Below are 21,621 nucleotides of genomic sequence, written 5' to 3' on the forward strand. Positions count from 1 at the left end.
GTCACGAGCATGGGCTGGTTGGGGGGCGCGGTCGGCGGGGGTTCCTTCGCCAGCGGCTGGGGTCTGTCGCGGAGGTAATAGCCGGAGCGGTTGCGTGCTTCGATCAGACCGAGGTTTTCGAGGTGGCGATAGGCGGTAATCACGGTCGCAATGCTGACACTGCGTTGCTTGCTGAGCCTGCGCACGCCGGGCAGTCGATCACCCGGCTGGTAGATACCCCGCTCAATGCTTTGCTGCAGCTCGTCGGCGACTTGTTGGTATAGCGTTTCCATTGACGGGGTATCCAGTACAGTTGTGGCCGTGTTATATCGGTACAGATTTATATAGATTGGAATCTGTATCGTAACAATATTCGATTTTTGAATCTGTATCGATTTCTTGGGTGACATTATTCTTGTTGTTTCGGTGACGCACATTGTGGCGTCGTGACACAGCAGGAGAGAGTCGTGCCCCATCCTATATACATCGTTGACGCCTTCGTTTGCGGACCCTTTACCGGTAACCCCGCTGCAGTGTGTCTCATCAGTGGTAAGGAGTCTGCGCAATGGATGCAGCGGGTGGCGGCGGAAATGAATCTGTCGGAGACGGCATTCATCTGGCACTTGCAAGGCAATGAATGGGTGCTGCGTTGGTTCACACCCCGCTGTGAGGTGGATTTGTGCGGGCACGCCACCCTTGCGGCCGCTCACACGCTCTGGCAGCGGGGCAGTGATCACGACAGCATCGAGTTCCATACTCGCAGCGGCGTACTCACTGCCAAGCGGGATGGCCAAGGTATCAAGCTGGATTTTCCCGCGGACCGTCCCGAGCCGCTTTCTCCGGAAGCTGCTGCGAGTGTTCAACAGCTCGTGAAGGACAAGGCACAGTGGCTGGGGCGCGGGCGCGACGATGCCTTGGTGGTGTTTGCCAGCGCCGAAGAAGTCCGGCAATTTCAACCCGATTTTGCGCAGATACAGGCCTTGCCGTATCGCGGATTGCTTATCACGGCGAGTGGTGACGAAGAGGGACTGGACCTTGTATCACGCTTTTTTGCGCCGACCTTGGGAATCCCCGAAGACCCGGTTACTGGCGCCGCACATTGTCTGTTAGCCCCGTATTGGTGTGAGCGTCTTGGGCGCAAAACCTTGCGCGGATTGCAGGCATCGCCCCGTACCGGGCTGGTTGAGATGGCGCTATCGGGTCAGAGGGTGACATTGCGCGGCGCAGCGAACACCGTTCTGGTGGGAGAATTTCTCGGGTGATGGACTGGGCAGCTACAGCGTATTGAGCGCTGTCGCTGCCTGCCCGTGTTCGGCGTTTAGCCTGTGAGGATCAGAAACGGTAGGCGAGCTCCAGACCGTAACTCCGTGGATCAGCCCATTGGTTGATGGTAAAGGCCGTCAGATTGATCGCGGTGTTCCAGTATTCCTCGTCGCTGAGGTTTTTTCCCCATGCCGAGATGCGCAGTTCTCCCGAGCCCACCGGAATATCGCTGAGGTCGATACGGGCGTTAATCAGGCTGTAAGCGTCGACATTGGTGGTGGGGTCGTCGATGATCGTAATGTAGTAATCGTCCGTCCAGTAGTAGTCCAGACGCGCCGACAGGCTGCCGAAACTGAAGGGATCAAAGCTGTACTTAATGGACGCGAAGACCGTATTTTCAGGCGCGTAGGCGAATTGACGTTGCCTGGACATCACCAATAAACTCGTCATAACTTGCATCCAGCAGCGAGTAGTTCAGCGTGATATCCAGGTTCGCTGTCGGGCGTGCGACCAGTTCAAGCTCCATCCCCTGTAAGCTCGCGCTACCCGCGTTGACGATAAGGGTGCCGACTACTTCCTGAACAAAGCGGTCGCCCTGAAAATCCTCGTAGTCATTGTAAAAGACCGACATGTTTAGCTGCAGCCGTTGGTCCAGAAGGCGTGATTTCAGGCCAATTTCGTAGCCGGTCATGGTCTCTGGTGAAAACGGGGTGGTGAACGCCGCATTGCTGGTGGCAACCCCGTTGAAGCCACCGCTTTTGAAGCCGGTGGACACTTTTGCGTAGCCGTGAACATCGTCGTTAAAACGCCAGGTAACGTTTGCCATGGGGGTGAACTCACGCCACTGGTCATCAGCATTGATCGGAATCAAGTCGCCGGACGCCGTCAGTACGGGGTTACCTGCCGGGTCTCGAACGAAGACGCCCGCGTTGGGGGCAGACGGGTCCTGATTGTAGATGCTGATATCTTTGGCAAGGTTCGTCGCGTCTTTGGTTTCTTCCGTCCAGCGCCCGCCGAGGGTCAGATCCATGCGGTCATCAAACATATCGGGCGTCCAGGTCAGTTGTCCGAAGACCGCCGTGGAGACATTTTCTGCACCGCGTTGGCTGACGTCAAAGTCGTTGCCACCCAGTTGGAACAGCCAGCGTGGATTGTCGGTGTACCAGTCGTCTTCGTAGTAAAAAAGACCGACGACATACTGTGTGCGTTCAGTGCTGCCGACCAACTGGAATTCCTGCGTGAGCTGATCAAAATCGTTCTCGATTTTGAAGCGAAACAGGTCCAGCGCGGTGCCGTCAAAATCGCTCATGCTCAGTGTATGAAGATCGCGATAGCCGGTAATCGATTTGAAGCTCAGATCACCGATGGCCGTGCCGGGCATATCGTAGTGGAGCGTCAGCGTGTGTCCGCTCACGGTTGACTGGCTGGTGATTGCGCTGTCGTTGCTGATGGCGTCGGGGCGCTGGGTCTGTGTGGCGGCGGCAACAAGGGGATTGAGTTGCGGCGAGACGAACGCGAAGGCGTCTGAATTGGTCAGTGCCAGCATGGGCGGTGTTTGGTCAGCATTGAACCTGTCGTAGCCATAGTCGACGCTGAAACGCTCGGTGAGCAGCAAGCTCGCATCGAAACGCAGCCCCCACTGATCGCGGTTGTCGAAGTCATCACTCGACGGACCTTCGTTCTTGTAGAAACCGTCACGCTTGCGATAGAACCCCGAGCCACGCATGCTGAATTCGCCAAGCCCCTCACCAACGGTGCCCGCAGAGGGCAGGTCCACCGACGCGCGGGTTTCACGCAGCCGTTTGTTGCCGATGCCTGCGCGTAACTGTCCGCCCCATTCGCCACTGGGTTTTTGCGTGATGAGGTTGATAGCGCCGCCGATGGTGTTTTTTCCATAGAGCGTTCCCTGTGGGCCGCGAAGCACCTCAATACGCTCAAGGTCGACCGCATCAAAAATGGCGCCCGAGGTCTTCGAGATGGGAACGCCATTCAGGTACATGCCTACTGCATTGTCTCGGCTGAGATTGTTGCTGAAGTTGCCGGCACCGCGAATAGTAATGCCGGCGTTCACCGAGCCGCCAATAGTGGGGGTAATCACCAGACCGGGCGTGTAGTCAGAGACGCCACTGACGTCTGTCGCACCGATTTCAGTCAGTGTATCGCTGCTGATCGCCGTTACCGATATCGGCGTTTCCTGCATACTTTCTTCCCGTCGCTGGGCTGTGACAAGCACTTCCTCAAGCGTTGTCGACAGCGGGGCTGCCAGCGTCATGCTTGCGGGAAAAGCGGCCGTCGCGGCAAACAGACAGCATAGTGGGAACTTGTGTTTTGGCATCGAAGCTTCCTTTCTTTTATTAGATTTATAAACGGAATGGATGGTCTTGCCGGTGTGGGCATATCAAGAATTGCGGCGACAATTCCTGCGGTGCTTTCTCCGTGTTTTCCTATCAGGTAGCGAGTCTAAGTGAGGCACCGCGATCGAATCTATCAATGGGGAGAGTTAGTGAGTTTCCACCGACGTGGTAATGCGGAGGAGCACCCCTGTATGAGATGGCATTCGTTTTCGGCGAGCTGCGTGCCTGTTTCTGTTGTTTGCAGAACCTGCTGCTGCGACACATTGTCGCGTGCTTCGCCTGAAGCCCCCGTGTTCCTTGATGCAAGTCAACGGCAATAAATTCGACATGGAATAAGGGTCGAACTTTATTGCATAAAGACTCTATACTCGTCACGACAACAGTGTTTAGGTCGTTGGTCTGAACACTGAGCCTTCTGGGTAAAGCTGCTACGCCGTTAGCCTCCCTGGTTAGCGGTTGCGACCACCCGCACCACGGCAGAGAGAGCTGAGCAATGAATGAAACCCTGATCGAGCTATCGCGCCTGCAGTTCGCAGTCACCGCGATGTACCATTTCATTTTTGTTCCCCTGACCCTCGGTCTGACTTTCCTGTTGGCCATCATGGAGTCCGTCTATGTGATGACGGGACGCGAGGTCTATAAGGAAATGACCAAGTTCTGGGGCAAGCTGTTTGGCATTAACTTTGCCATCGGTGTTGCCACGGGGATTACCATGGAATTCCAGTTCGGAATGAACTGGTCTTACTACTCCCATTATGTCGGCGATATTTTCGGTGCGCCGCTGGCGATCGAGGGCCTGATGGCCTTCTTCCTCGAGTCGACGTTCATCGGTCTGTTCTTTTTCGGCTGGGATCGCTTGTCCAAGGTCAAGCATTTGATGGTGACCTGGCTGGTAGCCCTTGGCAGTAACTTCTCTGCGCTGTGGATTCTGATCGCCAACGGCTGGATGCAGAACCCGGAAGGCTCGGTTTTCAATCCGGAAACCATGCGGATGGAGATGCAGAGCTTTGCCGATTTGGTGATGAACCCGGTAGCGCAGGTGAAGTTTGTTCATACCGTATCTGCGGGCTACGTGACCGGCTCCATGTTTGTGCTGGCTATTTCCTCTTATTACCTGCTGCGCAACCGCCACATGGCATTTGCCCGCCGCTCTTTCGCGATTGCGGCAAGTTTCGGTCTGGCTTCAGCCCTGTCGGTGATTGTTCTTGGCGATGAGAGCGGTTACGAGCTGGGTGATGTGCAGCAGGTGAAACTGGCTGCGGTGGAAGCCGAGTGGGAAACCCACGAGCCTCCGGCGGCGTTCACGCTGTTCGGGATGCCCAATGAAGAAACGCAACATACCGACTACGCGATTCGCATTCCCTATGTGATGGGGCTGATCGCCACGCGCTCGCTGGATGAGCCGGTGATTGGTCTGGCAGACCTTAAGGAACAGCACCGCGAGAAAATTTATCAGGGCGCACAGGCCAGTATCCTGCTGCAAAAAATGCGCAGCGAAGGTCTCAGCGAAGAGGAAAACGCGCAGTTTGATTCAGTGAAGAGCAGTCTGGGCTATGGCCTGCTGCTGGATGCCTATGCCGAAGACCTGAGTGCACCGACCGATGCCGAGGTGCAGGCTGCCGTTGATGCCAGCATCCCCAAAATCGCGCCCCTGTTCTGGGCCTTCCGTCTGATGGTGGCGTGTGGCTTCTTCATGCTGCTGGTCTTCGCGCTGGCGTTTTTCTACAGCGCTCGCCACGGGCAAGAGAAGCCCCGGTGGTTGCTGAAGCTCGCTCTGTTCAGTCTGCCCTTGCCGTGGATTGCCAGTGAGGCGGGGTGGTTTGTTGCCGAGTATGGCCGCCAGCCCTGGGCGATTGCCGAGATTCTGCCGATCCACACGGCGGTTTCCAATCTGGCGGTGAGTGATGTGGTGATCTCGCTGATCGCCGTCACCGTGTTCTACACCGTGATGTTCATTATTGGCCTGTCCCTGATGATCAAGTTTGCACGCAAAGGGCCGGGCGTTATCGCACCCGCTGCGTCGGCTGAGCGCCTGCAAGGAGTGGAGTCATGATTGATTACGAAACCCTGAGAATTATCTGGTGGCTGTTGGTCGGTGTGCTGCTGATTGGCTTCGCCATCACCGACGGCTTCGATCTCGGCGTCGGAGCACTGCTTACTTTGGTGGGGCGCAATGACGACGAACGCCGGGTGCTGATTAACACGATCGGGCCCCACTGGGACGGCAACCAGGTGTGGTTTATTACGGCGGGTGGCGCGATCTTTGCCGCTTGGCCGCTGATTTACGCGACGGCATTCTCCGGCTTCTATCTGGCTTTGATGCTTACCCTGGTGGCCCTGTGGATGCGTCCGCTGGGCTTTGATTACCGCAGTAAACTGGAAGATCCGCGCTGGCGCGCGAGTTGGGACTGGGCGCTGTTCTGTGGCGGCCTGGTTCCCGCGCTGATTTTCGGCGTGGCCTTCGGCAATCTGTTGCTGGGCGTTCCGTTTGAGTTCGATGGCAACTTGAAAGCGACCTACACCGGGTCCTTCTTCGGCCTGCTTACGCCGTTTGCACTTTTGTCCGGCTTGATCAGCGTCAGTATGCTGATGATGCACGGGGCCACCTGGCTGCAAATGAAAACTGCCGATACCCTGCGTGGTCGCGCCGAGCTGGTGGCTCAGCGTTTGGGGATCGTCACGCCGGTGCTGTTTATTCTCGCCGGTGTGTGGGTGGCCTTCGGACTTGATGGGTATGTGATTACCTCACCGGTCGATGGGAATGCGGCGTCCAATCCGGTACTCAAGTCGGTGGACACCGTGCCCGGTGGCTGGCTGGACAATTACGCCCGGTACCCGTGGATGCTGATTGCGCCGGTTCTGGGGATTGTCGGTCCGATTCTGGTGAGCCTGCAGTCGCGCTCACACCGGGCTGGTTGGGCCTTTGTCGCCAGTTGTATCAGTCTGGCAGGCATCATTCTGACTGCGGGCTTCTCCATGTTCCCGTTCCTGATGCCCAGTACCACCATGCCGAGTGCTTCGCTGACGGTGTGGGATGCCACCTCCAGCCACTTCACACTCTCGGTGATGTTCTGGGTCGCCGTTGTACTGGTGCCGATTGTGCTGTCTTACACCGCCTGGACCTTCTACGTCATGCGCGGGCGGATTCGCGAATCGCATATTGCTGAAAATGGCCATTCACTGTACTGACAGGCAAGGAGAGACGAACGATGTGGTATTTCACTTGGATTCTCGGTGTATTGCTGGCCTGCTCATTCGGCATTATCAATGCCATGTGGCTGGAGAGCGTTGAAAACCTCGACCGCGAGGTGGACGATCAGTAGGGCCGCGATGCGAAGCCGGTGTTCACGGTATGGCGGCTGAGCTCGCGCGCGACAAGCGCGAGTTAGCCGCTTGGTTACGCACGGAAGGCAAGCGCTTTCGCCGCCGTGTATCGGGCGTCGTTGGCCTGTCGATGGTGGCAACCATCGCTCAGGTCGCGGCGCTTTTTCTGTTGGCAACGCTCGCTCAGCAGTGGGTGATTGATGGGCAGCGCGCCAGCCCCGGACTGCTGCTGGGGCTGGGCAGCGCGCTCGTCGTGCAGTTGCTGTTTCAACGCCTGCGGGAGCGGTTTCGCAGCGGTCTGGCTGACTGTGTTCAAACCCACTATCAGAGTGCTTTGCGTCGGCGTCTTGACGAGCGCAGTCTGGCGCTGATTCGCGATTACAGTGTGGCGAGCTGGCAATCCTTTTTTACCCGGCGCGTGTCGGCGCTCCAGCTTTACTTCTGTGATTACGTTCCCCAGACACTGCTGGCGGTGCTGGTCCCGCTGTTGGTCTTGGTGATTGTATTGCCCTTCAGTTGGCTGGTAGCCCTGACGTTATTGGTAACCGCACCGCTGGTGCCGCTGTTTATGTGGTTGGTCGGCATGGGCGCGGCAGTCGCGCATCGCGAGCACTTTGTCGCCATCGAGCGGCTGACGGGCCTGTTTCTCGACCGGCTGCGGGCACGGCAACTGCTGCAGATATTTAATCGGGTAGGGGCGGAGCGGGCGTTCTTTAACGACGCCTCGACGAATCTGAAACAGCGCACTCTGAACGTTGTCAGCCTGGCGTTTCTGTCGTCCTCGGTGCTCGATTTTTTCACCACGCTGTCCATCGCGCTGGTTGCGGTATTCGTCGGCTTTTCATTGCTGGGTGAAATCAGCTTCGGTCACTGGTCCAGTGGTCTCAGTTTGCGGGATGGCCTGTTCATGCTGTTACTGGCGCCGCTGTTTTTCAGTGAGTTGCGCCTGCTCGGGCGTCACTACCACAGCAAAGCCGAAGCCCTTGGTGCGGCCGATGAATTGCAGTCCATTCTCGATCTGCCGCCGCTGGCCGTGATGCCTCGGGGTCTTCCTCTGACACTGCCGCCGTTCAAGGTGCTGGCGTCAGATGCGGGACACAGCATTCTTAGTGTGCCCGGATTGACCCTCGGCAACGGAGCGCGGATTTTGCTCAGCGGCGCTTCCGGCAGCGGCAAAACCAGTTTGCTTGAGGCGCTACTGGGGCAGCGCCCGGTGCGCAGCGACACGCGCATGTCTCGCCTTGAGCGCGGCGATGTCGCGTGGCTGGATCAGTCGCCGCCCGTGTTGCCGGGCAGCATTCGCGAGAATCTCGCACTGGGTCAGCCTCTGGACGATGCGCGATTGCTGGCGGCATTGGACGATGTCGGTCTCGGTGAGTGGCTGTCGCAACAGTCTCAGGGCCTGGACACGCTAATGGGCGACTATCCGCCCCTGTCTGGCGGTCAGCGTCAGCGCTTGGCGATTGCCCGGCTGGTGTTGCAGCAGGCCAGTGTGGCGTTTCTCGACGAGCCGACGGCACATTTGGCACCAGAGCAGCGCGAGGCCATTACGGTTTTACTGCAGCGGCAGCTAGCGGATCGCACGGTGGTCTGGATCGCCCACGGTCAGACAATGAACGATTTCTTCACTGAGCAATGGCAGATTATTGATGGCGACCTTGTCCTGGGCAAGCCGCCAGTCTTGGATGCACGGCGAGGTGACGATGCGCACTGAGCGTTATGCGGCCATGGCGCTGTCCACCACGCACTTGATGGCGGGGGTGGTATTACTGCTGTTGTCCGGCTGGTTTATCGCCGCCAGCGCTGCGGCTGGCTTGGCGCCCCTCGCTGCCACGTTTAACTATGTGATTCCCGCGGCGATGATTCGCTTTCTGGCGCTGCTGCGGATTCTCGCGGGCTATGGCGAGAAATACTTCGGTCATGCGGCGTTGTTGGATAAGGTCAGTCAGCTTCGGCTGTCGGTATTCGATGGCGTGATGAATGGCCGTGCCGATGAGAGTCGTGCCGAAGAGCTGGAACGATTGGGTCAACACACGGACGCGCTGGCCAGCCGGGATATCGCCGTGTTGTTCCCGCTGATTTCCGCAGCTGTACTGGCGCTGCTGCTGAGTGTTTTCGGCCTGCTGGTTTTCCCCCCGCTGTTGCTGTTGCTCGCCATCACGGTGCCTGCGGCGCTGTTGATCGCGCTGTGGCAGTGGCGTTGCCTGCACCGTCATCGGAGTCAGCTGGCAAAAGGACAAACAGCGTATACGGCGGCTATCGAGCACTACCTGACATCGGCTTCGCTCTGGCACCACGGCATGTCAAATCGGACATTGGAGGCCAGCCAGACGGATTGGCAGTCAGCCCGTCACCGCCTGCGCGAAACGGAAAACTGGGGCGATTGGCGAATGACCGTCTTTGCGATGTCGCTGCTACTGTTTGCGGCCGCTGCGCCCCCGCAGGAGTGGCTGGGCAGCCCGTATTTAATGCTGGGTCTGTTTTTCTGTCTGTCGTTACCGGACTGGTTGGGGCCGGCAATCCGTGCCATGTCGCCCTTGGCCGAAGCCCAGCTCGCCGAGGCAGAACTGCACAAGCTGATGGCGGTGAGCGATCGCGTTGCCGTCGACGGAGAGGAGGGCGTCGCGCGACTGCCGATTGATACGCTGAGCTTGTCGTCGCTGCGCCCGCAGCGAGGACAGTTCCACGAATCGGGTCTGGATTTGACGCTGCGACGCGGCGAGCTGGCGCTGGTGCAGGGCAGTTCCGGCAGCGGCAAAAGCTCACTGCTACTGGCAATTGCCGGGCTGTTGCCAATGAGCGGGAAGCTGCTCATCGATGGCGGAGACGTGTCGACGATATCACCGGCCCAGCGCCGGAGAAACCTGCTGTACATCGAGCAGTTTCCGGTCGTGCTGGCCGATACACTGCGGCAAAACCTGCTGGTGGCCGCGCCCGGTGCCAGCGACGATGCACTGCGCGATGCCCTCGTGGCGACCGGCCTGGAAGCCGTGCTGAATGATGGTCTGGATCAGTGGCTGGGTGAAACCGGCCGCCTGTTGTCCGGGGGCGAGAAAAAGCGCCTCGGCATCGCCCGGGCACTGCTCAGTGAGGCGCCGGTCTGGCTGATAGATGAGCCCTTTGAAGGGCTGGATCAAGCGGCTATAGAGCGCTTGTCGGTCTTGCTGAGCCGCGAGCGGGAATCGCGAATTCTGATCGTGGTATCGCACCGCGAGCTGGAGGGTTTGCAGCCCGATGTCCGCCTGTCTCTCGATGTCTGATGGCATTGCCTGCTAACAAGATGCTGCCCCCGTCTGCGCGTTGGCGCTCAAGGCCGTTTCCCGGCAGCTTGGTCCATATCATTCGTCCACGGTTTTGTTAGCGTAGGCCTCTTTCATGGCGTGATTTTCCCCAAGGGCATTCAAGTGTATTGCTGATTGAATGCGTCCCTTTGTGAAGCCGCAGCCACATCATCAAAGAGGAACACACCATGCCGCGCTCTCCCGTATTGGCGTCACTGCTGGATAACCCCGGCCTTCTACCGATTGATACCTTGCACGAGCTGTTCGACAGTCTCCCCGCTGTGGAATGTCAGGATATGTTGGGCGACTGGCGTGGAGGTTGTTTTAACACGGGACATCGCGGTGAGGCGATGCTCGAGAAACTGGGCTGGGCCGGTAAGCGCTTTACTGCTGTGAATGACGTCAATCCTATTATGAGCGCCGATGCGGATGATCAGTTGGTGGTCAATGATGTGATGGGCACAGCGTCGCTGAGACGAGTGGAGTATCGGGGCGTTGTTACGGCGACTATGGTCTATGATCAGCACCCCATCTTTGATCACTTTCGCCGAGTGAGTGACACCGAGCTGCTTGGTGTGATGGACAGCAAAGGCGATGAGATGCCCCTCTACTTTTATCTGATGCGTGCCGGTTGATATGCGTATCACGGCAGCCGTTGCCCGAACAGCGGGGCAGCCTTTCGAGCTGGAGAGCTGCGAACTGGAAGCGCCCCAACGGGGTGAAGTGCGTGTGCGCGTAGAAGCCTGTGGCATCTGTCATACAGACCTCGTTGCCAGAGACCAATATTGGCCGGTGCCACTGCCTGCCGTGCTGGGGCACGAGGGTGTTGGCATCGTCGAGGCGCTGGGAGAGGGCGTTACCCAGTTCGCGGTGGGGGACCGTGTACTGATGAGCTTCGGTGCCTGCGGCCACTGCGGGTCGTGTCGCGAAGGGCAGCTCGGCTACTGTCAGCAGGCGCCGGTCTTTCAGGTGCTGGCGCAGAGGGAAGACGGTTCGTCGCCGATTAGCTGTCGTGGCGAGCGTGTCAGCGGCCATTTTTTCAGACAGTCGTCCTTTGCCAGCCATGCGATTGCGTCCACCGTTAATCTGGTCAAACTCGAGGCTGATTTGCCGCCGCAGTTAATGGCACCGCTGGCTTGCGGTGTGCTTACCGGCGCCGGGGCAGTGCTGGAATCCTTGCAGGCCGAGAAGGGCTGTGCGATTGCCGTAGTAGGCTGCGGGGCGGTTGGGCTGTCGGCGATTATGGCAGCGAAAATCGCCGGGTGTGAGCCGATTGTGGCAGTGGATGTTAATCCGCAGCGGCTGGCCTTGGCGGAGGAGCTGGGGGCGTCGGTGACGCTGAACTCGGCAGAGCAGCCGCTGAAGAAAGCCCTCAAAAAATTGGGGGGTATGCACTATGTCGTGGATACCACGGGTATTACCGATGTGATGCGCGAGGCCTTCTCCGGTCTGCGCTCTCGTGGCACCTTGTTGTGTGTCGGCGTCTCCAAACCGGGCAGTGAGCTGTCGCTGGATATGGCCAGTCTGCTGATGCAGGGCAAGACGGTTCGCGGCTGTATCGAAGGCGATGCGCTGCCTGCCGACTTTGTTCCAAGACTCATACAACACTATCGACAGGGAGAGTTACCTCTGGAGAAGTTGGTGACGTCCTATCCTTTTTCCGCGATCAATCAGGCGATTGAAGATGCCAAACGCGGACGTGTTGTGAAAGCGGTACTATCGATGCAGCAATCAATGTAATAGCCAGTTCGCAAATTGGCGCGAAAATCGTCATTTGGTGAGCTGGCTCAAGCGGTATTGCGTAGCAATTCATGCCAACAGGGCTGTGGTGGCGCTAGCTGTTTAGTGCCCATCGACTATGCTTGGATGATTCGGCTTTTACATTTTCAGGGTCATGTTATCGTCGACAGATACAGGCCTTAGCAGCATCACAACACAATGACAGGAGAGGTGTTCAATGAGCGACAGTTCTACGCAGGGTAAATGCCCGGTTATGCACGGCGGCAATACCAGCAACGACCACACCACCATGGATTGGTGGCCCAAAGCGCTGAATCTCGACATTCTTCATCAGCATGACCGCAAAACCAATCCGCTGGGCGACGATTTCAATTATGCCGAGGCTTTCTCCAGCCTTGATCTTGAGGCGGTCAAAAGCGACCTGAAAGCGCTGATGACTGACAGCCAGCCCTGGTGGCCGGCAGACTGGGGACACTACGGCGGCTTGATGATCCGCATGGCCTGGCATTCGGCGGGCAGCTATCGTGTGGCCGATGGCCGCGGTGGGGCGGGTACGGGTAACCAGCGCTTTGCACCGCTGAACAGTTGGCCCGACAACGTTAATCTCGACAAGGCACGGCGCTTACTGTGGCCGATCAAAAAGAAATACGGCAACAAGCTGTCCTGGGCCGACCTGATTATTCTCGCGGGCAATATGGCCTATGAGTCCATGGGCCTGAAAACCTTTGGTTTTGCCGGTGGTCGTGAGGACATCTGGCACCCGGAGAAAGACACCTATTGGGGGTCAGAAAAAGAGTGGCTGGCACCCAGTGATAGTCCCAACAGCCGCTATTCCGGTGAGCGCGATCTGGAAAATCCACTGGCTGCGGTCATGATGGGGTTGATCTACGTGAACCCCGAAGGCGTGGACGGCGAACCGGATCCACTGAAAACCGCTCACGATGTGCGCGTTACCTTTGAACGCATGGCGATGAACGATGAAGAGACGGTGGCGCTGACTGCGGGCGGTCACACCGTCGGTAAATGTCACGGCAACGGCGATGCCGCGCTGCTGGGCCCCGACCCGGAAGCCGCCGAGCTGGAAGACCAGGGCTTGGGGTGGATCAATAAAACTCAGCGTGGCATCGGCCGCGATACGGTAACGAGCGGCATTGAAGGAGCGTGGACTACACACCCCACCCAGTGGGACAACGGCTATTTCTATCTGCTGCTGAACTACGACTGGGAACTGGAGAAAAGCCCTGCCGGCGCCTGGCAGTGGGAGCCGGTTAATATCAAGGAAGAAGACAAGCCGGTGGATGTGGAAGATGACAGTGTCCGCTACAACCCCATCATGACCGACGCCGATATGGCGATGAAGATGGATCCGGAATACCGCAAAATTTCCGAGCGCTTTTACAAGGACCCCGAGTACTTCTCTGAAGTCTTCGCCCGCGCCTGGTTCAAACTGACCCACCGGGATCTGGGGCCGAAGTCGCGTTACCTTGGCGCGGACGTACCGCAAGAAGATTTGATCTGGCAGGACCCGGTACCGGCTGCAGAGTATCAGCTCAGCGATGCGGACATTGCCAAGTTGAAAAGCCGTCTGCTCGACAGCGGTCTGAGCATTGCCGAGCTGGTCAGCACGGCCTGGGACAGCGCGCGGACTTTCCGTGGCTCGGACTATCGCGGAGGCGCCAACGGTGCCCGCATTCGCCTTGCGCCTCAGAAAGACTGGGAGGGCAATGAGCCCGCCCGCCTGCAAAAGGTACTGGGCGTTATGGACGGCATTCAAAGCAGCTTCGGCAAACCGGTCAGTCTGGCTGATCTGATTGTGCTGGGCGGCAGTGCGGCGATAGAAAAAGCGGCTAAGGATGCTGGCGTCGCGGTCAGCGTTCCCTTTGCGCCGGGACGCGGTGATGCCACGCAGGAGATGACCGATGTGGATTCTTTCGAGCCGCTGGAGCCGCTGCATGACGCCTACCGCAACTGGCTGAAGAAAGACTATGTGGTCTCCGCTGAGGAGCTCATGCTGGATCGCACGCAACTGATGGGCCTCAGCGCTCACGAGATGACCGTGCTGGTCGGTGGCATGCGTGTGCTGGGAACCAACCACGGTGGCAGCAAACACGGCGTGTTTACCGATCGGGAAGGCGTGTTAAGCAACGACTTCTTCGTCAACCTGACCGACATGGCCAATAGCTGGGTGCCCAAGGGCAGCAATCTCTACGAGATTTGCGACCGGGCAAGCGGCGAGGTGAAATGGACCGCCACGCGGGTCGATCTGGTGTTTGGTTCCAACTCGATACTGCGCGCCTATGCCGAGGTGTATGCTCAGGACGATGCCGCCGAGAAGTTCGTGAACGACTTTGTGGCGGCCTGGACCAAGGTGATGAACGCTGATCGCTTCGATCTGAAATAAGGCGATTGGCAAGGCCACAAGGCGCCGCTCACACGCGGCGCCTTTTTTGTGTCTAGCTGACGTGGTCGCTAGGGTAGTGGCGGCTAGTTGTTGAGCTGCTGGTGAAGTGCCTGACGGTAGGCACTGATACCGGGAATCAGTGCAATCAGCAAACTGCATCCCAGGACAGCGAGCAGGTAGCTGATGGCCGTGGGCGACAGCAGCGTGCCGTCGAGAAACAGGCTGAAGCGTTCAGCCAGCAGCTCACCCGCGACGCTCGTGCTCAACCATAGCAAGGCGACGGCGAGCAGTGAGGCGCCCAGACTGATTATCAGTGCCTCCATTTCAATCAGCGCCAGCAGGAACCACGGCGAGGCACCGATGGCGCGCAGCACGGCCATTTCCCGCTGGCGTTCGCGGATCGATGTCAGCAGCATCGCCGCCAGTCCCAGCAGCGCGGCCAGCAGGACCAGCGCGGAAATCAGCCGCAGGCTTGTCTCCATGACTGACATCATGTCCCAAAGCTGGCTCAGCGTAACACCGGGCAGAATGGCTTGCAGGGGCTCGCCGCGATAGTTGTTGATCTGACGCTGCAGTCCGAAGGTGGCCATTTTGGATTCAAGGCCCACCATAAACGCGGTGATATTGTCGGGGGTTTCGCTGTGGTGCTGGTTCGCCTGATTGCCGAGGTGGTCCGGCAGTTTCACGCCGTGCTGCCATCCCTCGTGAATGGCTTCAATGGCGCCGAGACTGACATACAGGGCGCGGTCTACCGGCGTCCCTGTGGGCTTGAGAATGCCGCTGACGCTGAAGGGGTTGTCGTCGTGTTTGCTGAAACTGGTCGTGCCCATGCCGTGGGCCAGCACCAGTTGGTCGCCCAGATGGTAATTCAAGTCGCGGGCCACATCGCTGCCCAGCACCACATCGAGGGTCTTGCTGAAGGCTTCACCGCTGCCGAAGCGCAGTGATTCTCCTTGAGCGTAGCGAAAGTGCTGGAAATACGCTGCCGTGGTGCCGACCACGCGGTAGCCTTTGTGGGAATCGCCGAGTGAGAGGGGAATGGTCCAGTCTACTGCCGGGTTGTCGGCAATCGACTGGTAACTCTGCCAGCGAACATTATTGGTGGCATTGCCCAGGTGGAACACTGAGTACAGCAGCAGGTTCACGTTGCCGGTGCGAGCGCCCACAATCAGGTCGACGCCGGACACGGTATTGCCAAAGCTGTTTCGGGCCTGGTGGCGGAGCTGTTCCACGCCCAGCAGCACGAAGACGCTGACGGTAATGGCGAAGAGAGTGAGCAGTGCCGATCCTTTGCGGCTGAGCAGGCTTTGCCAGGCGAGACGCAGAAACATCAGGACGGCCCTCCGGCACAGTTGAGCTGTTCGAGATTATCCGCCCGTGAAAAGTGTCGGGCGAGTTCGGCGTCGTGACTGACAAAAATCAGCGCGCTGTTCTGTTGCTTAACCTGCTCCAGAAGCAGATTCATAAAGCGGTCGCGGTTGCGCTCATCCAACGATGAGGTGGGTTCATCCACGATCAGCAGCTCGGGCTGATGAATCATGGCCCGCGCAATCGCGACCCGCTGTTGTTGACCAATGCTGAGATGTGAGGCCCGCTGCTTGAGTGCAATCTCCAAATCCAGTGCACTCAGCATGGCCTGAATCTGGTCAATGCTGCAGGGGCGATGGGCGAAATGCGGGGCCAGCCGGATGTTATCGATGACGCTCAGATAGGGAATCAGGTTGAACTGTTGAAAAACCACACCCATATGCCGGGCACGAAAGGCATCGCGCCGGCGCGAGGAGAGGGTGTTCAGCGCGGTGTCGAGCACCCTTAGCGAACCGCTGCTGGGCAGGAGGATGCCACTCAGCAGGTTTAACAGGGTCGATTTACCGCTACCCGAGGCGCCGTGCAGAAACACTGTCTCGCCAGCATCCACCGACCAGTGGGGAATATTCAGTACCGACTGGTCACTGCCGGGGTAGTGAAAGCACAGATGGTCGAGGTGAACAAGCAAGGCACAATTCCTATGCAGCGGTGTCGGAGAATCGGTATCGGCGATGGTCGATCATGATATAACATATCGCGCTTCAAGGATCACTGGGTGTCAGCAATGCCACCTGAAAATCGGCATAAAACAGGGGAAAGGCGTGTCGCAACTGAAAATGCTGTGGGCACCGCTGCTGCTCGCCGCCAGTTTGATGGCAGCGGGCGCGCAGGCTGCAGATTATCGAACGATTGAGTGGATTGAGCTGATGCCCGCCGACGATCTGGAGGCGTTTCTGAATCCGCCCGAATCGCTTAACGACATTGAGGACGGTACCGAGGCTGACCAGATTGCCGGGCAACTCGACAATCGCAGCGCGGTCGACGTTGACGATACGCGCTACAAGCAAGCCTTGGTTTCGACCCGTGTGATTGATGCCTTTGACGGTCAGGCGATCAGGGTGCCGGGGTTTATCGTGCCGCTGGAGCATGACGCGCAGCAGCGGGTAACCCGCTTTTTTCTGGTTCCCTATTACGGCGCCTGTATTCACGTGCCACCGCCACCGCCGAACCAGATTATTTATGCCGAATACCCCAAAGGCTTTAAGCTTGAATCGCTGTATGAGCCGTTTTGGATGTCGGGCACCATGCGCACCTCGCTGACAGAGAATGAAATGGCCACCTCGGCCTATGCCATGACGGTAGATCGTCTCGATCCCTACGAGGACGAAGAGTGATGTCAGCGGCTGACGACACAGTCCAGTAGCGCCGCTTCCAGACCTTCGAAGGCGGCGGTGTCGCTGCTGATGCATTCAATGCGGCTGTCGAGCGTGTCATCCAACTCAAATTCGCTGAGCACCTCGTCGGCCTTGTTATAGGCCACGATGCCGCGCGCGGTAATGAAGACGCCCTTGATCCGCTCGGCCCTGATCCCGAGTAACAGCTGGTAAAGCCTGTCGGCGTCAAAGGTCCAAGCGGGATCAAAAACCCAGCCCCGGCTGAAGAAACCTTCTCCCTGATTGTCGACGCTCACATAGCCCTGTTCCGGCAGGGCGTGGGTGTCGAGTGTCGCGGGGCTCTCACCGTGGTGGTGATGAGCCGTGTCGTCGGCCGCTGTCGCCGCGCCATTCAGCCAATCTGTGTCCACCTGACCGTGCGCCACGGGGTAGACCGCTTTTTCATTCAGATCAACGATCTGTTCCAGAAAGGCCATCAGTGCGGGCAGGTCCCCATCGTTGTAGAGATCGGCTTTGTTCGCGATGATCACATCGGCAATGGCCAGCTGCTGGCGAAAGCTGGCGTGCTGGGTATAGCGTTCGTCGTGGACTTTGCGGGCGTCGACCAGTGCCAGTGTGCTCTTGAGGTCGAGCACCTCGCGATAGTGCTCCGCACTCAGTGACTCCAGGATTTCGCGGGGGTGGCCAAGTCCGGTGGGCTCAATCAGCAGGCGGTGAGGGCGGGCGGCGGTGAGCAGGCGGTTGAGCGCAATCTGCATGGGCAAGCCCGCGGTACAACACATACAGCCGCCCGGGACTTCGCGAACAAATAAACCATTGGCCTCCGACTCGCTGCCGTTGTACAGACTGCCATCGATACCCACTTCGCCAAACTCATTCACCAGTACGGCCCAGCGCTCATCGGTGGGCTTCTGCTTAAGCAGCTCTAGAATCGCGGTAGTTTTACCCGCGCCGAGAAAGCCGGTAATGACATTGCAGGGAATGGCGTGAAGTGCAGACATAAGCAGGGTCCTTGCCGTCGGGTTACTGCCCGACGGCGATTGGCGGTGTATAGCTATAGGTGTATTAGCTGGGAGTATTCAGGCGGCCAGGTTGGCGCAATCCTGACAGAGGCAATGCAGTTCCAGTTGCGGACTTTTCAGCACATAGCCCGCCTGACTGACATTGTCCTTCAGTGTATTGATCAAATCTTTTTTAATGCCGATTTCCTTCACCGTGCCGCATTCATCGCAGATCAAAAACTGCGGGACTTCGTGTCGGTGATCGCAACTGATATGTGAGCAGGCCACATATTTGTTGGCAAGGTGCAGCTTATGGACCAGATTTTCACCTTCCAGAAAATCCAGAATACGGTACACGGACATGGGGGGAATCGGCTCGTCGAAGGTTTTGCCGCAGTAGTCGGCCAGCTCGTAGGCCGACATCGCCTTGTTGCTTTCCAGTAATCCCGACAGCACCCGCTTGCGCTTTTCCGTCAGCCGGGCACCGTGAGCGCGGCAGTTGGCTTCGGCGCGATCGAGAATTTGGGCGGTGGTGTGCATGATGGGCTTACCTGAAGGAAACATTGTCCCGGCTATTATCCAGTGTTAACGCGCCCTGTCGACCTCCAACAAGCCATTGCACCGACAGTAAGTTCAGCGCAGGGTATTTGCTTAGCAGATCAGTTCGCAGACCGCGCAGTGTTGATGGGCGCTCACAGTGGAAGCGGTAGTGCGCCTCAATATCCCTGTGAGCAACATCGCGGTGCTCGTCCGAGCCGGGCTCGAATCGCTCGTCGATATTGGTCCACTGCTCACGCAGTCGGCACTTGCCGCCTTGCAGTTGCAGGCGCTGCTGGACATCGCCCAGTTCTTTGCGCAGCGCAGTGAGCCGACGTTTCTCCGCCTGGCTGTTTGCGCGGTGCTCGAAGCCCGGCAGATTCATGGCCGCCGAGTCGAGATGGATCTCGAGTGCTTTTCCTTCCACCGCCACGGTCAGTGTGGCCTGACCGTGAACATGTGCACTCGGCAAGGCCGGCTCATCAGCGTGTGTCGCCAGAACTAGCGTCAACAGGCCAATCAGCCCGCTGGTCTTGAGCAAGCGCTGACGCCGCCACGGGGAGTCGAATCCCCGCCGCCGCGTCGTGCAGGGCTTAGAAGCTGCCACGCAGACCAATGCTGATATTCCGGCCAGGAAGGGGAGCCAGGTCTTTGAGGAATGAAGAGTGGACTCGTGCTTCTTCATCACTCAGGTTGCTGCCCTTGACGTAGACGGTCACATCGCCGTTGCGCGTGTCGCCGAGCCCGGCGAAGGTGTACGCCAGCTCTGCATCCATCAGCGTGTAGGCGCCGGTGGTGGTTTCGAGTTCGGCTACGCGATCCTGCTCAAAGTAGCGGCTCATGCCAAACGCGGCATTCCAGCCGTTAAGCGCATAGCGCAGTTCGCCACCCAGACGCGCGGGGGGAATACGAGGCAGGTTGCCACCGTCTTTAAGTTTGCCGCGAGTGGTGTCGGCCATCAGTGTCAGTTTTAGCGGGCTGGCGAGTTGCCAGGCCAGTTGAGCCTCTACACCGTAAAGGGTGGCGTCGGCCTGCTGGAAGACGTAGACCGGGAAGTCGTCATGGCCGTGTTCGTGCTCCTCTTCGCCGCCAGCTTCTTCTTCGTGATCGTGACCACTGATATCGCCACTGCTATACCCAGTGCTTTGCTGATAGTAGAAATCATCAATTTCGTTGTAGAAGAAGTTGAGTACCCAGGCGATATTGCCGGCGTGTTTGCGCAGGCTCAGGTCGATATTGTTGGACACTTCCTCAGTGACATCGTCGTGGTAATGGAAGTGGGGATGGTCACCCGCATGCAGATCGAAGACCGCACCCACTTCAAACGCGCCACTGCCAATGTGCGGGCCGTAGGAGAACAGCTCGGCAGCACTCGGTGCGCGCTGGGCGTGGGTCAATGAGATACCGGCGTTGTAGCCCGGCGTGAATTCCCAGACCAGTCCGGCGGACAGACTGATGGGGGTGAACTCCATATCGTCGAAGTGTTGCAGGGTGTGGCTGTCAGCATCGTCTTCGGCGTGGTGATCTTCCCATTCAATCGGGTCGGCTTTGATGCTGACTTGCTCCACACGAGCGCCCAGTTGCACCAGCACATCGCCAATATGCTTCTCTTCCATCAGGGCGATGGCGTAGCTTTCCGTTTTCGCCGGTGGGGTAAAGGCTTCCTCGCCAATGGCTTCAAAGTCGGAATGCGTCACTTCCACAGACACCGCGCCTCGCCAGCCTGCCATCTCCTGCATCAACAGGTCTACGCGGGCCTGCAGGGTTTCATTGCGGAAAATGGTGCCGACTTCACCGCCCTCAATCTCCTTGTGTTCGTAATCGGTGTAGCCGATGCGGGTGTTAATGCCGCTCAGCAGGGGCGTATCCAGCGACAGTTCGCTGATCAGCTGCCAGCGGTCCTGCACCAGATCGGATTGCACGGCCACGTCTTCTTCATGCTCTTCGTGTTCTTCCTCGCCCTCGTGTTCTTCTTCCTCGTGAGCGTGGCTGTGGCCGGGAATACCGTTCAAGCGCTCCAGGCGACCGTAGGACAGGCCCACATAGCCGTTGTCCAGCAACCAGCTACCGCCAATATTGAAGCCCTTGCTTTCCGAGGCGCTGTTTTCCAGCACACCGTCGCGGCCTTCCTCGTGCTCCTCTTCGTGCTCGTCTTCATGGTCATGCTCTTCCTCAAGCGCTGCAGCGCCGGGAATTTCGTAGTTATTGCCGTCGCGTTTGAAGCCGTCTATGTGGACGGCAAACTGCTCGGTGCCGCCGGTGTAGGCGAAGGACGCCTCGTTTTCGTCGGCAACGCTGTTGTGGCCGATGGCGAAGGCGCCGCGCTCTTCACTGGAAGAGGGCACGCGGTCGTCGACAATATTGATCACACCACCAATAGCACCAGAGCCGTAGAACAGCGTGGCGGGGCCGCGCAGAATTTCAATTTGCTCGGCAGTGCTGGCCTCAGTGGATACCACGTGGTCGGGGCCGACCCGCGAGGCGTCGCTGACGTCCAGGCCATTCTGGGTAATCAACACGCGAGGGCCGTTAAGGCCGCGAATAATGGGGCTGCTGGCAACCGGACCAAAATAACTGGAGTGCACGCCCACTTCATTTTTCAAGGTTTCGCCCAGCGTTGAGGCCTGCTTGCGGCGCAGGTCTTCACCGGCAACGACCGTCACCGGCTGAGCGGACTCCATCACAGAGATGTGCAGCGGCACGGCGGTCACGTCGACTTGCTCAATCACCGAACGGTAGAGTTTTACCGTCAATGTGCCGCGGTGTTCACCGTGCAGGTGAAGCGTTTCGTGACTGTAGCCGGGCGCGTTGATATGCACCTCGTCAACCTGGCTGTCGTCTACGTTGAGTTTGAAATTACCGAGGCTGTCGGTCGTTGCGGTTTGCTGGCTGCCCAGCAGCTCGATGGTGGCACCTGCAAGCGGCTTGCCGTTGGCATCCTGCACCTGCCCAGACAGGGCATGTCCCAGGCTGGAGAGCGTGAGCAGTGCGAGAAAGCTCGCAGAACGATTCATACAAAAACTCCTAGTTGAATCATTA

Annotated in this window: 19 protein-coding genes; 10 read left to right on the forward strand and 9 right to left on the reverse strand. The window is 58.4% G+C overall.

Annotated elements, in window-relative coordinates:
* A partial coding sequence (locus AC5DB9_RS09725) for a GntR family transcriptional regulator (RefSeq protein ID WP_491732047.1) occupies window positions 1–272 on the reverse strand: 272 nt, incomplete at its 3' end.
* Between the two features lie 174 nt (window positions 273–446).
* Between AC5DB9_RS09725 and AC5DB9_RS09730 the strand changes: the two genes are divergently transcribed.
* Window positions 447–1,241: a PhzF family phenazine biosynthesis protein gene (locus AC5DB9_RS09730; protein ID WP_272992832.1), complete on the forward strand. Its 795-nt coding sequence runs from the start codon at window positions 447–449 to the stop codon at window positions 1,239–1,241.
* A 70-nt stretch (window positions 1,242–1,311) separates the two neighbouring features.
* Here the strand turns inward: AC5DB9_RS09730 and AC5DB9_RS09735 are convergent, their stop codons facing one another.
* On the reverse strand, window positions 1,312–1,674 hold the full coding sequence (locus AC5DB9_RS09735; RefSeq protein ID WP_272992829.1) for a TonB-dependent receptor: 363 nt from the start codon (window positions 1,672–1,674) through the stop codon (window positions 1,312–1,314).
* Window positions 1,640–3,577, reverse strand: a complete 1,938-nt coding sequence (locus tag AC5DB9_RS09740) for a TonB-dependent receptor (protein ID WP_272992826.1) — start codon at window positions 3,575–3,577, stop codon at window positions 1,640–1,642. The genes AC5DB9_RS09735 and AC5DB9_RS09740 overlap by 35 nt, the downstream gene beginning before the upstream one ends.
* 512 nt (window positions 3,578–4,089) lie before the next feature.
* Between AC5DB9_RS09740 and AC5DB9_RS09745 the strand changes: the two genes are divergently transcribed.
* From AC5DB9_RS09745 to katG, 8 genes are all read left to right on the forward strand, one after another.
* Window positions 4,090–5,649, forward strand: a complete 1,560-nt coding sequence (locus AC5DB9_RS09745; RefSeq protein WP_022960404.1) for a cytochrome ubiquinol oxidase subunit I — start codon at window positions 4,090–4,092, stop codon at window positions 5,647–5,649.
* Window positions 5,646–6,785, forward strand: a complete 1,140-nt coding sequence (cydB, locus tag AC5DB9_RS09750) for a cytochrome d ubiquinol oxidase subunit II (RefSeq protein ID WP_022960405.1) — start codon at window positions 5,646–5,648, stop codon at window positions 6,783–6,785. The genes AC5DB9_RS09745 and cydB overlap by 4 nt, the downstream gene beginning before the upstream one ends.
* A gap of 20 nt (window positions 6,786–6,805) precedes the next feature.
* Entirely contained in the window at window positions 6,806–6,919 is a 114-nt protein-coding gene (gene cydX / locus AC5DB9_RS09755; protein WP_022960406.1) for a cytochrome bd-I oxidase subunit CydX, read from the forward strand.
* A gap of 29 nt (window positions 6,920–6,948) precedes the next feature.
* Entirely contained in the window at window positions 6,949–8,634 is a 1,686-nt protein-coding gene (locus tag AC5DB9_RS09760) for an ABC transporter ATP-binding protein/permease (RefSeq protein ID WP_272992820.1), read from the forward strand.
* A complete protein-coding gene (locus AC5DB9_RS09765; RefSeq protein ID WP_491732048.1) occupies window positions 8,570–10,180 on the forward strand; it encodes an ATP-binding cassette domain-containing protein in 1,611 nt (536 codons plus the stop codon). Before AC5DB9_RS09760 ends, AC5DB9_RS09765 begins: the two co-directional genes overlap by 65 nt.
* A gap of 209 nt (window positions 10,181–10,389) precedes the next feature.
* Entirely contained in the window at window positions 10,390–10,836 is a 447-nt protein-coding gene (locus AC5DB9_RS09770) for a DUF4334 domain-containing protein (protein WP_022960409.1), read from the forward strand.
* 1 nt (window position 10,837) lies between these two features.
* Window positions 10,838–11,941 (forward strand): NAD(P)-dependent alcohol dehydrogenase, encoded by a 1,104-nt coding sequence (locus AC5DB9_RS09775; protein WP_272992037.1) that lies wholly within the window; start codon window positions 10,838–10,840, stop codon window positions 11,939–11,941.
* A gap of 217 nt (window positions 11,942–12,158) precedes the next feature.
* A complete protein-coding gene (gene katG / locus AC5DB9_RS09780; RefSeq protein WP_272992039.1) occupies window positions 12,159–14,342 on the forward strand; it encodes a catalase/peroxidase HPI in 2,184 nt (727 codons plus the stop codon).
* Between the two features lie 83 nt (window positions 14,343–14,425).
* Here the strand turns inward: katG and AC5DB9_RS09785 are convergent, their stop codons facing one another.
* Both AC5DB9_RS09785 and AC5DB9_RS09790 read right to left on the reverse strand, forming a co-directional pair.
* Window positions 14,426–15,673, reverse strand: a complete 1,248-nt coding sequence (locus AC5DB9_RS09785) for an ABC transporter permease (protein WP_272992041.1) — start codon at window positions 15,671–15,673, stop codon at window positions 14,426–14,428.
* A complete protein-coding gene (locus tag AC5DB9_RS09790; RefSeq protein ID WP_272992043.1) occupies window positions 15,673–16,338 on the reverse strand; it encodes an ABC transporter ATP-binding protein in 666 nt (221 codons plus the stop codon). The genes AC5DB9_RS09785 and AC5DB9_RS09790 overlap by 1 nt, the downstream gene beginning before the upstream one ends.
* 133 nt (window positions 16,339–16,471) lie before the next feature.
* Between AC5DB9_RS09790 and AC5DB9_RS09795 the strand changes: the two genes are divergently transcribed.
* Complete coding sequence (locus AC5DB9_RS09795; RefSeq protein ID WP_273009566.1) at window positions 16,472–17,044, forward strand: DUF3299 domain-containing protein; 573 nt, start codon at window positions 16,472–16,474, stop codon at window positions 17,042–17,044.
* 2 nt (window positions 17,045–17,046) lie between these two features.
* Here AC5DB9_RS09795 and AC5DB9_RS09800 read toward each other — a convergent pair whose 3' ends face one another.
* From AC5DB9_RS09800 to AC5DB9_RS09815, 4 genes are all read right to left on the reverse strand, one after another.
* Entirely contained in the window at window positions 17,047–18,045 is a 999-nt protein-coding gene (locus AC5DB9_RS09800; protein WP_272992631.1) for a CobW family GTP-binding protein, read from the reverse strand.
* 78 nt (window positions 18,046–18,123) lie between these two features.
* On the reverse strand, window positions 18,124–18,585 hold the full coding sequence (locus AC5DB9_RS09805) for a Fur family transcriptional regulator (protein ID WP_022960416.1): 462 nt from the start codon (window positions 18,583–18,585) through the stop codon (window positions 18,124–18,126).
* Between the two features lie 7 nt (window positions 18,586–18,592).
* Window positions 18,593–19,123 (reverse strand): ZrgA family zinc uptake protein, encoded by a 531-nt coding sequence (locus AC5DB9_RS09810; RefSeq protein WP_272992633.1) that lies wholly within the window; start codon window positions 19,121–19,123, stop codon window positions 18,593–18,595.
* Window positions 19,124–19,175: 52 nt separating this feature from the next.
* Window positions 19,176–21,596, reverse strand: coding sequence for a TonB-dependent receptor (locus tag AC5DB9_RS09815; RefSeq protein WP_272992635.1), 2,421 nt, complete (start codon window positions 21,594–21,596; stop codon window positions 19,176–19,178).
* Window positions 21,597–21,621 lie beyond the last annotated feature (25 nt).

Source organism: Spongiibacter sp. (genome assembly GCF_984394615.1).

Bases quoted from the DNA above. Each gene is read 5' to 3' on its own strand.
- AC5DB9_RS09745 (WP_022960404.1), top strand. From the start codon at position 4,090: ATGAATGAAACCCTGATCGAGCTATCGCGCCTGCAGTTCGCAGTCACC.
- AC5DB9_RS09770 (WP_022960409.1), top strand. From the start codon at position 10,390: ATGCCGCGCTCTCCCGTATTGGCGTCACTGCTGGATAACCCCGGCCTT.
- AC5DB9_RS09785 (WP_272992041.1), bottom strand. From the start codon at position 15,673: ATGTTTCTGCGTCTCGCCTGGCAAAGCCTGCTCAGCCGCAAAGGATCG.
- AC5DB9_RS09805 (WP_022960416.1), bottom strand. From the start codon at position 18,585: ATGCACACCACCGCCCAAATTCTCGATCGCGCCGAAGCCAACTGCCGC.
- AC5DB9_RS09735 (WP_272992829.1), bottom strand. From the start codon at position 1,674: ATGTCCAGGCAACGTCAATTCGCCTACGCGCCTGAAAATACGGTCTTC.
- AC5DB9_RS09800 (WP_272992631.1), bottom strand. From the start codon at position 18,045: ATGTCTGCACTTCACGCCATTCCCTGCAATGTCATTACCGGCTTTCTC.
- katG (WP_272992039.1), top strand. From the start codon at position 12,159: ATGAGCGACAGTTCTACGCAGGGTAAATGCCCGGTTATGCACGGCGGC.
- AC5DB9_RS09815 (WP_272992635.1), bottom strand. From the start codon at position 21,596: ATGAATCGTTCTGCGAGCTTTCTCGCACTGCTCACGCTCTCCAGCCTG.
- AC5DB9_RS09775 (WP_272992037.1), top strand. From the start codon at position 10,838: ATGCGTATCACGGCAGCCGTTGCCCGAACAGCGGGGCAGCCTTTCGAG.
- cydB (WP_022960405.1), top strand. From the start codon at position 5,646: ATGATTGATTACGAAACCCTGAGAATTATCTGGTGGCTGTTGGTCGGT.
- AC5DB9_RS09765 (WP_491732048.1), top strand. From the start codon at position 8,570: ATGGCGACCTTGTCCTGGGCAAGCCGCCAGTCTTGGATGCACGGCGAG.
- cydX (WP_022960406.1), top strand. From the start codon at position 6,806: ATGTGGTATTTCACTTGGATTCTCGGTGTATTGCTGGCCTGCTCATTC.
- AC5DB9_RS09740 (WP_272992826.1), bottom strand. From the start codon at position 3,577: ATGCCAAAACACAAGTTCCCACTATGCTGTCTGTTTGCCGCGACGGCC.
- AC5DB9_RS09760 (WP_272992820.1), top strand. From the start codon at position 6,949: ATGGCGGCTGAGCTCGCGCGCGACAAGCGCGAGTTAGCCGCTTGGTTA.